Source organism: Paenibacillus sp. SJS-P3 (genome assembly GCF_056711585.1).
Genome location: NZ_CM160043.1, coordinates 950,168 through 964,366, shown reverse-complemented (window position 1 = coordinate 964,366; position 14,199 = coordinate 950,168). Strand labels below are relative to the sequence as shown.

The 14,199-nt window shown below is 59.6% G+C and carries 11 protein-coding genes; 9 read left to right on the top strand and 2 right to left on the bottom strand.

Translation table 11 applies throughout. The features are described 5' to 3' along the window. Positions 1 to 124: 124 nt before the first annotated feature. Positions 125 to 742 (top strand): TetR/AcrR family transcriptional regulator, encoded by a 618-nt coding sequence (locus AC06G8_RS04360; protein WP_447662494.1) that lies wholly within the window; start codon positions 125 to 127, stop codon positions 740 to 742. Between the two features lie 267 nt (positions 743 to 1,009). Beyond that, complete coding sequence (locus AC06G8_RS04355; protein WP_447662493.1) at positions 1,010 to 1,660, top strand: transcriptional regulator; 651 nt, start codon at positions 1,010 to 1,012, stop codon at positions 1,658 to 1,660. A 1,618-nt stretch (positions 1,661 to 3,278) separates the two neighbouring features. On the opposite strand, the gene rbsK is transcribed toward AC06G8_RS04355, so the two are convergent. Continuing rightward, a complete protein-coding gene (rbsK, locus tag AC06G8_RS04350; protein WP_480284499.1) occupies positions 3,279 to 4,253 on the bottom strand; it encodes a ribokinase in 975 nt (324 codons plus the stop codon). Positions 4,254 to 4,455: 202 nt separating this feature from the next. Between rbsK and AC06G8_RS04345 the strand changes: the two genes are divergently transcribed. The 5 genes from AC06G8_RS04345 to AC06G8_RS04325 all read left to right on the top strand — a co-directional run bounded on the left by AC06G8_RS04345 (position 4,456) and on the right by AC06G8_RS04325 (position 10,203). Then, complete coding sequence (locus tag AC06G8_RS04345) at positions 4,456 to 6,156, top strand: M3 family oligoendopeptidase (protein ID WP_480284498.1); 1,701 nt, start codon at positions 4,456 to 4,458, stop codon at positions 6,154 to 6,156. Between the two features lie 137 nt (positions 6,157 to 6,293). Beyond that, positions 6,294 to 6,677 carry a hypothetical protein gene (locus AC06G8_RS04340; protein ID WP_447662490.1) on the top strand — a complete coding sequence of 128 codons (384 nt, stop codon included), beginning with the start codon at positions 6,294 to 6,296 and terminating at the stop codon, positions 6,675 to 6,677. Positions 6,678 to 6,892: 215 nt separating this feature from the next. Beyond that, positions 6,893 to 7,384 (top strand): cation:proton antiporter regulatory subunit, encoded by a 492-nt coding sequence (locus AC06G8_RS04335; protein ID WP_480284497.1) that lies wholly within the window; start codon positions 6,893 to 6,895, stop codon positions 7,382 to 7,384. Between the two features lie 2 nt (positions 7,385 to 7,386). Continuing rightward, positions 7,387 to 8,619, top strand: a complete 1,233-nt coding sequence (locus tag AC06G8_RS04330) for a cation:proton antiporter (protein ID WP_447662489.1) — start codon at positions 7,387 to 7,389, stop codon at positions 8,617 to 8,619. Positions 8,620 to 8,877: 258 nt separating this feature from the next. Next, positions 8,878 to 10,203, top strand: a complete 1,326-nt coding sequence (locus AC06G8_RS04325; RefSeq protein WP_480284496.1) for a GNAT family N-acetyltransferase — start codon at positions 8,878 to 8,880, stop codon at positions 10,201 to 10,203. A 110-nt stretch (positions 10,204 to 10,313) separates the two neighbouring features. Here AC06G8_RS04325 and AC06G8_RS04320 read toward each other — a convergent pair whose 3' ends face one another. Then, positions 10,314 to 11,525, bottom strand: coding sequence for an ornithine--oxo-acid transaminase (locus tag AC06G8_RS04320; RefSeq protein WP_480284495.1), 1,212 nt, complete (start codon positions 11,523 to 11,525; stop codon positions 10,314 to 10,316). A gap of 134 nt (positions 11,526 to 11,659) precedes the next feature. Between AC06G8_RS04320 and aspA the strand changes: the two genes are divergently transcribed. Next, positions 11,660 to 13,087, top strand: a complete 1,428-nt coding sequence (aspA, locus tag AC06G8_RS04315; RefSeq protein WP_480284494.1) for an aspartate ammonia-lyase — start codon at positions 11,660 to 11,662, stop codon at positions 13,085 to 13,087. Positions 13,088 to 13,351: 264 nt separating this feature from the next. Beyond that, positions 13,352 to 14,032, top strand: a complete 681-nt coding sequence (locus AC06G8_RS04310) for a general stress protein (RefSeq protein WP_480284493.1) — start codon at positions 13,352 to 13,354, stop codon at positions 14,030 to 14,032. The last annotated feature ends 167 nt before the right edge of the window (positions 14,033 to 14,199 follow it).

The window sequence follows — 14,199 nt, the reverse complement described above, 5'->3', positions numbered from 1 at the left end:
TGGACACTGAGCAACGATGCCCCGACTGACAGCGGACAATTGTCCGCTAATGAACGTATTGACTATAGCGGACAATTGTCCGGGTGTCAATACGGCTATTTTGCTATAGAAAGATGTGACGTTCATGTCTTCGATTTATAAGCGCAAGGAGTCCCAGGAACTTAGCGAGTCGATTCTTGAAACGGCCCGCGCCTTGTTCGCCGAGCACGGCGTCGACGCCGTGAGCATGCATCAGATCGCCAAGACGGCCGGCGTCGGCCAAGGCACGCTTTACCGCCGCTATTCGCAGAAGGGCGAGCTTTGCATGGAGCTGATGGAAGGCTATTTCGACCGCCTTCAGAAGGACGTCCGCAACTCTCTGACCGAAAACGCTTCCTTGGCGGTGAAGGAGAGAGCGACGCTCGTCATCCGCGAGCTTGTGCTCTATTTGATGAACAATATCCAATTGATGGAGACGATCTATGCCGCCATTTTCGCCGGACGCAGATGCGAGAAGGAGATCTCGACCTTTTTCGAGTCTCCTCCCTACCAATTCCTGTTCGGGACGCTGCAGGGACTGCTCCAGGAGGCCGTAGATGCCGGCGCTGCAGCACCGGGAGTCTGCCCGCCCATCAACACCCATCTGCTCATCTCGACGCTCGCTCCCCAGTCGCTGAACCATCTCCGGGACCAGACCGGCTTTTCACCGGAGGAGCTGGCGGAGGTCATCAACCGGACGATCGTCCTTCCATTGTTCGTCTAATGTGGATGAGCCGGTTATTCGCCTGCAAGGATGATTCAGCAGCAAGGATGATTCGTCTGCAAGGATGATTCGGCAGCAAGGATGATTCGGCAGCATGCAAGGGCTTTTACCTCTTTCGCACTTCATTTCCATCCTCATATTGCCAGCCGGTCATGAAGAACATGCCGCCATTGGTCCGCAGCTTTACTGCGGCCAGGGCGGCTTTTTTTCTGCCTGTTGGACGTGTTGCATCATACCTGGCAAACCAATCTAAAGGGAGTGATAGCTATGCAATCTTTATTCGAGACGGAATACGAGGCTTGGCTCAGCAAGAACATCCAGGAAGAAGAAAACCCGCGCAGGAGGGAACGTCTTGGAAGCGGGCTCGGTCATGGCACCGTTGAATTTCTGCGGACGATCTGGTTTCCTTCCGTCGGCCATTTTGAGCATCTGTATCCCGAGTGGGAGGTCAGGGATTTTGCCAACGGCTATCGCTATCTGGATCTGGCCTATAGACCCGGAAACGCCAAAGGCGGCATAGAAATCCAAGGTTACGGACCCCATGCAAGGGACTTGGACGTTAGACGCTTCAAGGATCTCTGCCGACGCCACTGCCTGCTGGCATTGGACGGGTGGATCTTCCTGCCCATCGCCTACCCGTCCATTGTGGACGAGCCCAAGCAATGCCAGCAGCTGGTCCTTGCCTTTATCGGCAAATTCGTAAGCACCGATCTGTCGGCTTCCCTTACGGCGGCCGAGGCTGAAGCTCTCCGCTATGCAAGGCGGATTCTGCGCCCATTCAGTCCGCTTGAGTTTGCAGCCCATATCAAGGTCAGCGACAGGCACGCCAGGCGGATTCTCGGAAAGCTGGCCTCCCTTCAGCTGCTGAGAGCGGCAAGCGGCACAAAGCGTATACGTTCCTATCAAATTTGGCTTTAAGGTGAGAGATGTCAGGACCAGCCAACCATCTGAATTCATGAAGCGCAAGAATAATGTTATATGGTTTATGGCGGGAATTATATTGCTGGTTACTAACTCATGCTTTTTGCTTCAAGGTCGCTGGTTGGTGGCGGGGTTGTTTTGCTGGTTAACTACCTTATGCGCGTACGTTTCATGTCGATGGTTCATGGCGGGAATTATCTTTTTGGCCAACTAACTCATGCTTTTGCGCTTCAAGGTCGTCGGTTTGTGGCGGGGTTTGTTTTTGCTGGTTAACTACCTTATGCGCGTACGTTTTGTGTCGATGGTTCATGGCGGGAATTATCTTGTTGGCCAACTAACTCATGCTTTTCGCTTCAAGGTCGTCGGTTTGGGGCGGGGGTTGTTTTTGCTGGATAACTACCTTATACGCGTACGTTTCATGTCGATGGTTCATGGCGGGAATTATCTTATGGCCAACCAACTCATGCTTTTCGCTTCAAGGTCGTCTGTTTGTGGCGGGGTTTGTTTTTGCTGGTTAACTACCTTATGCGCGTATTTCGTGTCGATGGTTCATGGCGGGAATTATCTTTTTGGCCAACTAACTCATGCTTTTCGCTTCAAGGTCGTCTGTTTGTGGCGGGGTTTGTTTGGCTGGTTAACCACCTTATGCGCGTACATTTCGTGTCGATGGTTCATGGAGTGAACTATATTGTTGGCCAACCTAACTATTCTCTTGCTTACTCGCGGAAGTTATCTTACTAGTTAACTGCCTGCCTTGCACTCGTGCTCTTTAGGTCGGCTGTTCCGAATTTGAAGCAAGGCTAGTTTAAGAGGCCAATAAGATGTTGCGCCGTTCTATCGGACATACGATCCGTTATTTAGGCCATTTCCACCGTTATAAAAAATTTAACGGACATCAGATCCGTTATTTAGAGTAGAAAGGCTGTTTTCAGCTCATTTCGGGCCAAATAGCGGATCCTATGTCCGATAAGTTGAAAATTAATGGGTTTTTTCGAAAATAACGGATCGTATGTCCGATAAAAGTCCGGCAGCTGTTCCCGCATCGCGGACACGTCCCCAGACTCCAACTATAGTCTGCCTGCAGGCAGCAGTTGACGACGACGCCTACAGCTGCTTCTGCCTGGGCCGCTACAGCCCAGCAGAAACGCTCCCCGCGCTTGCCTCGGCCGCTACAGCCCAGCAGCAACGCTCCCCGCGCTTACCTGGGCCGCTACAGCCCAGCAGCAAACGCTCCTCACGCTTGCCTGGGCTACGCCATCCCAGTCGCCCAGCAGCAACGCTCCTCACGCTGGCCTGGGCTACGCCATCCCAGTCGCCCAACAGCGACGCTCCTCGCGCTTACCTGGGCCGCTACAGCCCAGCAGCAACGCTCCTCGCGCTTGCCTCGGCCGCTACAGCCCAGCAGCGACGCTCCTCGCGCTTGCCTGGGACGCTACAGCCCAGCAGCGACGCTCCTCACGCTTGCCTGGGACGCTCCAGCCCAGCAGCGACGCTCCTCGCGCTTGCCTCGGCCCCTACAGCCAAGCAGCGAAGCTCCTCACGCTTGCCTGGGCTACGCCATCCCAGTCGCCCAGCAGCGACGCTGCTCGCGCTCGCGCTCCGCGCTTGCCCCTGCCTAACGGGCGGAAGCAAGCGCCGCGTCCACTTCCGCGCGCGAAGGAAGCCCGTCCTGCGCGCCGAAGCGGGTGACAGACAGCGAGGCCGCCTGCACGGCGAACGCCAGAGCTTCGCGCAGCTCGCCGTCACCCGGCGCGCTTCCGCCGCCAGCCGCAAGCTCCGCCAGCTTCACGCACAAGGCCGCGTTCAGCGTATCGCCGGCACCGGTCGTGTCCACAACCTCGACCTTCGGAGCGGCCACGGTCTCAAGCATGCCGCCCTCGCCGAGGAAGGAGCAGCCTGCGCCGCCGCGCGTGAGGATGACGCGGCTGCCGACCTCGCGCTGCCATTCCCCGAGCGCTTCCGCGATGTCCGCATCGCCAGCCGGATCTTTGCCGGAGAGAGCCGCGAATTCCGTCTCGTTCGGCGTGACATAGTCCGCCAGGGCAAGCAGGTCCGCCGGCAGCTCCTGTGCGGGCGCCGGATTGAGCACCGTCGCGACACCTGCCGCACGGGCAATCTCCAGCGATCGGCGTACCGCATCCAGCGGAACCTCCAGCTGCACGAGCAGCACATGGGACTGCTCGATCTGCTCCCGGTGCCGCTCCACCCACTCGCCGGTGCACTCCCCATTGGCTCCGGCCACGATGACGATGCAGTTGTCTTCCTTGGTATGGTAAATGGATGCGATTCCGGTCGGCGCCGATTCATGGACTCCGATCGCTTCCGATTGTATGCCCATCTTCTTCATCTGGTCCAGCATTTGACGTCCGAAAGCATCGTCTCCGACCTGTCCGATCATGACGGTCCGGACCCCAAGCCTCGCCGCTCCCGCTGCCTGGTTGGCTCCCTTGCCGCCGGGCAGCGTGTGCAGCTCCCGTCCTGCAAGCGTTTCCCCTTCGACCGGCATCCGGTCCATGCTGATGACCAAATCCATATTCAGGCTGCCCACGACTGTAATCCGCGGCTCTGTCCCATTTGCGCGCATGCTCATTTTCCGCAACCTCCACCAACGTTTTCGCTTGACCAACCATACCATATTTTCATCGACGGTTACAGCGCAGCAAGCCGCATTCTCTGCTGATCGCTCCCCTCCCGGCCTTTCCTTTAATTCCAAAAAAAACCTGATCTCCGTCATCTCGTTCCGCTATAATTAAATGAAGTACATATCCTTTTATCCAAAGAGGTGGATTTCATTGGCAGTCAAATTCAGCGAATACCGTTATGAGCGCCCTGAGCGCGAGGCCGTCACCAGCCTTCTGAAGGAACTGAACGCCTCGATCCGCGAGGCAGCAAGCTTCGAAGCCCAGGATGAAGCCATCGCCGCCTTCAACAAAAGCCGCAACGATGTCGAGTCGATGTTCCAGCTGGTCTACATCCGCCATTCCGTGGATACGAACGATGAATTCTACAAATCCGAACAAGAGTACGCGGACGAGCTTAGTCCTGTCCTCCAGGAATACATGACGGATTTCTACCGGGCGCTGACGGAATCTCCGTTCCGCTCGGAGCTGGAAGCCAAATACGGCAAGCAGCTGCTTGATATCGCCGAGCTGTCGCTTAAAACCTTCAAGCCTGAGATCATCGAGGATCTGCAGCTGGAGAACAAGCTGAAGACCGAATACGGCCAGCTGATCGCATCCGCCAAAATCCCGTTCGACGGCAAGGAGCTGACGCTTTCCCAGCTCATTCCGTACACCCAGTCCACCGACCGCGAGGTGCGCCGCAGCGCCAGCGAAGCCCGGTACGGATTTTTTGCGGAAAAAGAGCCCGTCATCGACCGCATCTATGACGATCTGGTCAAAGTCCGCACATCCATCGCCCGCAAGCTCGGCTACGAGAACTTCGTCCAGCTCGGCTACGACCGCCTCGGACGGACCGACTACGACGCGGCGATGGTCGCCGGCTACCGCAGCCAGGTCCGCGAGCATATCGTCCCGGCCGTCATCAAGCTGCGCGAGCGCCAAGCCAAGCGGATCGGCGTGGATACGCTGCATTACTACGACGAGGACTTCAAGTACTCCAGCGGCAACGCCACGCCCAAGGGCGATCCGGACTGGATCCTCGACAACGGCCGCCGCATGTACAAGGAGATGGCTCCAGAGCTCGACGAGTTCTTCCAGTTCATGTCGGAACGCGAGCTGCTGGATCTCTTGAGCAAAAAAGGCAAGGAAGGCGGAGGCTACTGCACGTATATCAGCGCCTACGAATCTCCATTCATCTTTGCCAACTTCAACGGCACTTCGCATGACATCGACGTGCTGACCCATGAAGCAGGCCATGCGTTCCAGGTCTACATGAGCCGCGGCTTCGACATTCCCGAATACCTCTGGCCGACGATGGAAGCGGCCGAGATCCACTCCATGAGCATGGAATTCCTCGCTTGGCCTTGGATGGAGCTGTTCTTCAAGGAAGATACGGACAAGTACCGCTTCAACCATCTCGATTCGGCGCTGTCGTTCATTCCGTACGGCGTTTCCGTGGATGAATTCCAGCATTTCGTCTATGAGCATCCGGAGGCGACGCCTGCCGAGCGCAAAGCCAAATGGCTGGAAATCGAAGAAACCTACCGTCCGGGACGAAGCTTCGACGGCAACGACTACCTGGAGCGCGGCGGGTTCTGGCAGAAGCAGAGCCATATATTCCAAACGCCGTTCTACTACATCGACTACACGCTCGCCCAGCTGTGCGCGTTCCAGTTCTGGAAGCGCTCAGGCGACGACTTCCAGACCGCATGGCAGGATTATCTCGCGCTCTGCCGCCTCGGCGGAAGCAAATCCTTTACCGGCCTCGTGGCCAGCGCGGGACTGATCTCGCCGTTCCAGGACGGCGCCGTCACCAGCGTCATCGGCCAGATCAACGGCTGGCTGGACAGCATCGACGACAGCAAATTCTAGCCTTCCGGCTTCAATGATGAAGCCTCTGAAGCAATGGCCGCTCCCCCGGAATGTCCGGCGGGAACCGGCCTTTTTTGCATTTTGGCGCTTTTTCGGCTTATAATCAGGGTAATGGACTGAAAAAGGGGGGAAAGATCATGATGATGCACTCACGCTCGTTCTACCGATTGTTTTCATCAGTTTTCATCGTGCTCATCATGACTTTGTTCACTCCCACTCCCCCGCTTGGCATCCATGAAGCAGCCGAAAGCTCTTCCGCCGCGACCGTTGTCCGCAGCCTGGAGACCGGCATCCACACCACCGTAAGATCCAGCGCCAGCGCGAGCAATGACGCCGCAGCCATCCTCAAGACCAAGCCGATGCCGAAGACCGCCAAAGTACCGGGAGCCTTCATGCTCCTGTTCCTGCTGTCTTTCTTCCTCCCGCGCAAGGCAAGCATTTCCCCGCGCATCGAGCGCAGACTCCTGTCCCAGAAGCTTCTTCCCGTCCTGAAAGGATCCATGGCGCCAAGCTGCTTGTAGAAGACGCATGACCGCTTCCCGAAACTTCGTCCTGCTCCACGGTTTTCAGGGGCCTGTTTGCCGCTCCCTTGCTATTTCAAGGGCTTGTTCGGCGCTCCCTTGCGCTTTTAACCGTGCCTATCTTTTCTTGAGCAGCCTTTGATTGGAAAGAGGTTATTTAGGCATTCTATAACCAGCGGACCATGAGACATTTCATGAACAGGAGGGATTTCCATATGGATATCCGTGAAACCTATCTGCCCGGAATCGGGCAAAAATTCGTACTGACTACAATCGGCGGCGACAAGCTTGTCATCGTCGTGCATGACGACGGCAGGCGGGAATGCTTCCGCTACACGGACGATTACGATGACAGCCTCCCCGTCTTCACGCTCGAAGACGACGAAGCCCGCATGATCGCTTCCATTCTGGGAGGCATGCAGTACAAGCCGCGCGCGGTGGAAAGCATCGAGATGGCGCTGGACGACCTCATCATCGAGTGGTACCGGGTCGAGCCGGGGTATCAGTGCCGCAACAAGTCCATCGGCAGCCTCCAGGTGAGGCAGCGGTCCGGCGCGAGCATTCTGGCCGTGGTCGACCGGTCGGGCGGCAAGCATATCAATCCGGGACCCGACCTGGTCCTGACCGAGGAGGCGCTGCTCATCGTCGCAGGCGAACGCGGACAGCAGAAGGCGTTCCGGGACATCCTGAAGAACGGATGTGAGTGAGCATGGAGCATATCGTACTGGAAATCGGCTTGGCGATCGCTCTTGTCGCCATGGCGGGCATCCTGTCCGCCTGGCTTAAATTTTCGGTCATTCCTTTTTATATCCTGATCGGCATGGCCGTCGGGCCGCATGCCTTCCACTGGGGACATTTCGATCTCCGCTTCATCCACAGCGGAGAGCTGATCGATTTCTTCGGCCGCATCGGCGTCCTGTTCCTGCTGCTGTACCTGGGACTCGAATTCTCGGTCGGAAGGCTGCTGAAATCCGGCAAGTCGATCGCCGTAGGCGGCAGCATCTACATCGGCATCAACTTCACCGTCGGCCTGCTGTTCGGCTTCCTCACCGGCCTTCCGCTTGCCGAGGTGCTGATCATTGCCGGAATCACGACCATATCCTCGAGCGCCATCGTCGCCAAGGTTCTGGTCGATCTCAAGCGGACGGCCAACCCGGAGACGGAAATGATTCTCGGCATCATCATGTTCGAGGACGTTTTCCTCGCCGTCTATATCTCCATCGTCTCCGGCCTCGTTCTCAGCTCCTCTTCTTCGGTGGGAGGCGTGATCCTGTCGGCGCTCATCGCCCTGTTCTTCATGCTCGGCGTGCTGTTCATCGGCCGCAAGATCGTGCCGCTGCTGAACAAATGGCTGGACATCCGCTCGAGCGAGCTGTTCCTGCTCGTCGTCTTCGCGGCGCTGTTCATCATTGCCGGCTTCGCCGAAACGATCCATGTCGCGGAAGCGATCGGCGCCCTGCTCGTAGGGCTCGTGCTTGCGGAAACGAAGCATGCGCACCGGATCGAGAAGCTGATCCTGCCGTTCCGCGATTTCTTCGGCGCCTTGTTCTTCTTCGGCTTCGGCCTCACCATCGACCCGACCGCCCTTGGCGGAGCCGTCTGGATGGCTCTGATCGCCGTCGCCCTGACGCTCGCGGGCAACTTCGCCGCCGGCATGCTGGCCGGCCGCAGCGCCGGGATGCCGCCGTACGCGTCGGCCAAGATCGGACTGACGATCGTGGCTCGCGGAGAATTCTCGATCATCATGGCCAACCTGGCCATAGCCGGCGGCCTGTCGGGCATCATCCAGCCGTTCGCCGCGCTTTACGTCCTGATCCTGGCTATCCTGGGACCGCTGTTCACCAAGGAAAGCAAGCGCGTGTATGCGGTGCTGGATCCGATCTTCCGCTTCACATCAAGAGCCGAGCGGCGCAAGCAGCAGCGCGCTCAGCAGCCATCTTGACCGGTTTTGAACGGCAGGCCTGCCAGGCCTGCCGTTCTTCTCATCGGCGCAGCGCATTTGCCGCCCGGGCGAAAGGCGTGGTATAAAAAGACAGCATGGACCGTTCGGCTTTAGAGTGCGCCGGATGCGTTTAAAAGGGTGTTGAAGGGCTCGAATCCGCACCTTCCTGCCCCTGGGCGATCAGGCCCCGACGGGACAGGAAGGGAGCCGATTGTCCGGCACAGCCTGGAAATCCACCTGCGGAAGGAAGTGCTCCATATGAAGCAACTGAAGCATCTGGACAAGCTGGAGCTCGCCGAGGCAGTGAAGCTCGCCGATCTCGTCTTCCGGGATCCCGGCCAGCGTTCGATGGGACAATCGTTCCCCGCTATTTTCGACTCGGCTCTGGGCTTGTCTCTCGGCGTCATCGAGGAAGGGAACGTCGTTTCCTTCCTCGGCTTCGTGCCGCAGCAGATCGCCGTCGGCGGCGCCATGCTCGACGCCTGCGCGCTCGGATCGGTATGCACCCACCCCGATTATCGCGGGCAGGGCCATGCCAGCGTGCTGCTCGGCGAAGCGTTCCATCAAGCACAAGCCATAGGAGCCTCGCTCATGCTGATCTCCGGCACCCGCTCCCTATACCGCCGCAACGGCTGCCACGCCTTCGGCTCGATGCGCCGCTACCGGCTCGAAGCCGGTATCCAGCCGCAAGCTGATGCGAGGGCGAGACCTCTGCGGCCTTCCGACTGGTTCCGTCTTCACTCGCTGTCGAACGCCAAGCCAGCCGCCTACCGGCGCAGCATCGCAGAGCTGGCCGGCCAGCTCCAGAGCGCGGCAGTGGCGAGCATGTACGATTTCGCGCACAGTTCCTATGTCCTGGAGGAGGACGGAGAGCTGACCGCATACGCCGTCATCGCTTCCGGTCCTATCCCCGCCGGCTCGGACATGGAGCCGTTCGTCGTGGAATGGGGCGGAGACGAGTCCAAGGCTCTGGCCGCGATGAGGGCCGCCATGCATGAGATGGGGCTTTCCTCCCTGCTGCTGTTCGTCGGCTCCCATGAAACTTCGATGCGGCAGCTGCTGCAAGGCAGCCTGTATTCCACGAGCCATAACCAAGGGACGGTGAAAATCATCGACCTGCCGCTGCTGTGGCGGCAGCTGCGCCCCTATCTCGACAGCAGGCGGAGGAACGGGCAAGCTGCCCCTGCCGTGATGGAGCCTGTCCACAGCCCCAGCGGCGAATTCGCGCTCCGGCTTGGAGACGACGAGATACTGCTCTCCATGCGGGAGTGGACGGCGCTGCTGTTCGACGGTCCCGAGGCCGAGCTGGACGACGGACCCGACGCGTTCGTCCGGCAATGTGCCGCTCCGGAAGCGGATGCCGGGTCAACGCGGTCCGCAAGCCGCTCCGGGGCGGATGCCGGGCCAGCCCGGTCCGCTGGCCGCTCCGGGGCGGATGCCGCCGCTGAGACAGCGGTCGCCGTCCAGACCCCGGCGGAGCCGTCGAGCGGTCCGAGGCTCCCTTTCACCCAAGAGCAGGCTCAGATGCTGAAGCCTTATTTCCCGATACCGTTTCCGTACACGGCAGGCTTGAGCTATATCTAAGTCCGGAAAAGACAGCAGCCGCCCTCTCCCGCGCAAGATGCGGGCCGAGGGACGGCTGCTGCTTCGTTATATGCGTGCGTCGTTGCATGCGTCCCAATCCGGACCTGAGGTCAAGGGGTCAATGCCAGCTCCAGCCGCTCCAGCGCCCAATCCAGCTCTTCCCGGGTTATCGTCAGCGGCGGTGCCAGCCGGATCGTGTTCGCATGCGTTTCCTTGCACAGCAATCCCATCTCCATCAGCCGCTCGCAATACGGCCTGGCTTCCGTGACCAGCTCGATGCCGATAAATAGGCCCCTGCCCCTCACTTCCCGCACCAGCGGACTGCCCATTCCGCGCAGCCGGCCGGCAGCGTAAGCTCCCAGCTCGTCGGAGCGCTCCGCCAGCCGCTCCCCTTGAGTCACCTCGAGCGCGGCGATTCCGACCGCGGCCGCCAGCGGGTTGCCGCCGAAGGTCGAGCCGTGCGAGCCAGGCTCGAACACGCCGAGCAGGGCGGCATCCGCCGCGACAGCCGAGACGGGGAAGACGCCGCCTCCGAGCGCTTTGCCGAGCAGATAGGCATCCGGCTCCACGCCTTCCCAGTCGCAGGCGAAGCGCCGGCCCGTGCGCCCGAAGCCGGTCTGGATCTCATCGGCGACGAAGAGAACGCTGCTGGCGCGGCAGACCTTGGCGGCCTCCCGGAGATAGCCGTCCGGCGGGATGACGATTCCGGCTTCGCCCTGGATCGGCTCCACGAGGAATGCGGCTGTATGGTCCGTCATAGCGGCTTCGAGAGCAGGAAGGTCGCCGTAAGGGATGATCCGGAAGCCCGGCGTGAACGGTCCGAAGCCGCGCCTGTATTCCTCGCTGGAGGAGAAAGAGGTGACCGTGACCGTGCGCCCGTGGAAATTGCCCTCGCAGACGATGATTTCGGCAAGCCCGTCAGGCACGCCCTTGACGTCGCAGGCCCAGCGTCTCGCTGCCTTGACGGCGGTTTCCACTGCCTCTGCTCCTGTATTCATAGGCAGAATCATGCTCTTGCCGGTATAAGCGGCCAGCTTCTCGTAGAACTCTCCGAGCTTGTCGTGATGGAATGCCCTCGACGTCAGCGTCACGCGGTCGGCCTGATCCTTGAGCGCCTGGACGATGGCCGGATGCCGATGCCCCTGGTTGAGAGCCGAATAGGCGCTCAGCATATCCATATATCTGCCGCCCTCCGGATCCTCGACCCAGACGCCTTCCGCCCGGCTGATGACGATGGGCAGAGGATGGTAGTTGCGTGCCCCGTATGCTTCCGTCCGGCGGATGACCGAATCGGTGACGGAATGGTTGCCGGCTTGACTCATGATGCGCCGTCGCCTCCTTTCCATCCATTCTATGCTTCGTCCGCGAGGAGGCATACCCGAACCTTGTAGAATGCGGTATGATAGGAGCGTGCCAGGAAACACTACAATTGATTGGGACAGGGATCCAAGAAGGGATGAGAACAATGGCATTCAGGCTCGAGCATGATTTTCTAGGGGAGAAACAGGTTCCCGAAAGCGCTTACTACGGAATCCAGACGTTACGGGCGGTCGAGAATTTCCCGATCACCGGCGTGCCGATCCATCATGAGCTGCTGACGGCTCTTGCCCACGTGAAGAAAGCGGCGGCCAGGGCCAATATGGACGTGCACCTGCTGCAGCCTGCCGTAGGCCAGGCTATCGTCAAGGCATCGGAAGATATCATCGACGGCAAATACGCGGACCAGTTCCTCGTCGACTCTATCCAGGGCGGCGCAGGCACTTCGATCAATATGAACATGAACGAGGTTCTCGCCAACCGGGCGCTGGAAATTCTCGGCCATCCGAAGGGCGATTATTTCCACTGCAATCCGAACAACCACGTCAATATGTCGCAATCGACCAACGACGCCATCCCGACCGCGCTCAAGATCGCGGCGTTCGGGCTCACCAAGAGCCTGCTGACCGCTTTGAACGCGCTCCATGCGGGCTTCATGGAGAAGAAGGTGCAGTTCGACGACGTCATCAAAATGGGCCGGACCCATCTGCAGGACGCGGTGCCGATCCGGATGGGACAGGAATTCGGCGCGTACGCGGCCGTTCTGGCGCGCGACATCGCCCGCATCAAGCGGTCGGCCGACAATATCCTCACCGTCAACATGGGAGCGACCGCCGTCGGGACCGGCCTCAACGCGAAGCCGGAATACATCGAATCGGTCATCCGCCATCTGCAGGAGCAGCTCGGCTTGCCGATCCAGGCGGCGGAGGATCTCGTGGACGCGACCCAGAACAGCGACGGCTATACGGAGCTGTCTGCCGCGCTGAAGGTATGCTCTGTCAATCTGTCCAAGATCTGCAACGACATCCGCCTGATGGCATCCGGCCCCCGCGTCGGCCTCGCCGAGCTCATGCTCCCGCCGCGCCAGCCGGGCTCGTCCATCATGCCGGGCAAGGTGAACCCGGTCATGGCCGAGGTCGTCAACCAGGTCGCCTTCCAGGTGATGGGCAACGACCATACGATCTGCATGGCATGCGAAGCCGGACAGTTCGAGCTCAACGTGATGGGCCCGGTCATCGCCTTCAACCTGCTGCAATCGCTCAAAATTTTGCGCAACGGCGTGGACGTCTTCCTGAAATACGCCGTCGAGGGCATGGAAGCGAACCGCGAGCGCTGCGAGACGTACGTCAACAACTCCTTCGGCATCGTGACCGCCCTCAACCCGCATCTGGGTTATGAGGTCGCTGCGCAGCTCGTCAAGGAGGCGCTCCGCACCGGCTTGTCCATCCGCGATCTGATTCTGGAGCGCGGACTGCTGACTCCGGAGGAGATTACCGAGATTCTGAATCCGTACCAGATGACCTCTCCCGGCATTTCCGGCGAGCGGCTGCTGGACGACGCCAGATAGAGCGCACTTATTGGGCGATCGGAAGAATGATTTCCGACTGCAGCGACACCTTTTCAGCGGCCCCCGTTTTTACGGGGGCTTCTTGACATGATCACGCCAGCCGGCACTTCGGGCTGGCGTATTTTTTTCGCCCGACCGTTCTAAAAATAAATTCTACAGCCTGCTTGTCCGCCCTGTTTGCCCTCCGGCCGAAGCCGTGTATCTACGAGTATTCAGCTGAAGCGCCTTAAGCCGATTCCAAAAACGATGAGGAGGAGAAACACCATGACAACGCCAATCGTAGGGATTTTCAACTCCGAGAAAGACACGATCGCCGTGATGGAAGAGCTCAAAGCATCGGGCTGCCGCAACGAGGAGATCTCGGTGCTGCGGCGGGGCAAAGAGATGCAGGCGACGACAGCGGTCGAAACGAGCGCGAACGGTCCGGAAGGAGCGGCCGCAGGCGCGGCTGCAGGCATCGTTCTGGGAGGCACGGCCGGCATCCTCGCAACGGTCGGACTGCTCTTTATCCCAGGAATAGGCCCGCTGCTGGCGGCCGGTCCGATCGCCACCGTGCTGGCAGGAGCGGCTGTAGGCGGAGGAGCCGGCTCGCTCGTGGGCGGACTCGTCGGACTCGGCATTCCGGAGCTCGAGGCGGAGAACTACAGCATGTTCATTGAAAATGACCGTCTGCTCGTCATTGTCGCCGCTCCCGCAGCGAGCCGCTCGCGGGTGGAGAGCATCTTCCAGGTGTACGGCTCGCTCGCTCCATCCTCTGCCGTCTCCCGCACGGCTGGAGCCGCATCTACGGCCGGCTTCCGCTCCGTTCCGATGCGCGACGAAGCGCTGCAAGGAACAGCCGACGACCTGAAGGTGTTCATCAGCTCCAAGTACTCCGATTCCACGCTGGACGGTCCTGTCCCTGTCCAGGAAGTCATCCTGCCTCATCTTCCATCAGGAGAATAACGCCAATCGAATAAGAAGGAAAAGGCGCTGTCCCAGCCGACGATGCAGCGGTCGGAGGACAGCGCCAACTGAATCAAAAGGAAAGGCGCTGTCCCAGCCGACGATGCAACGGTCGGAGGACAGCGTCTTTTGGGGATTTATTGTCGCCGTCGTGCTGCCGTCGATGG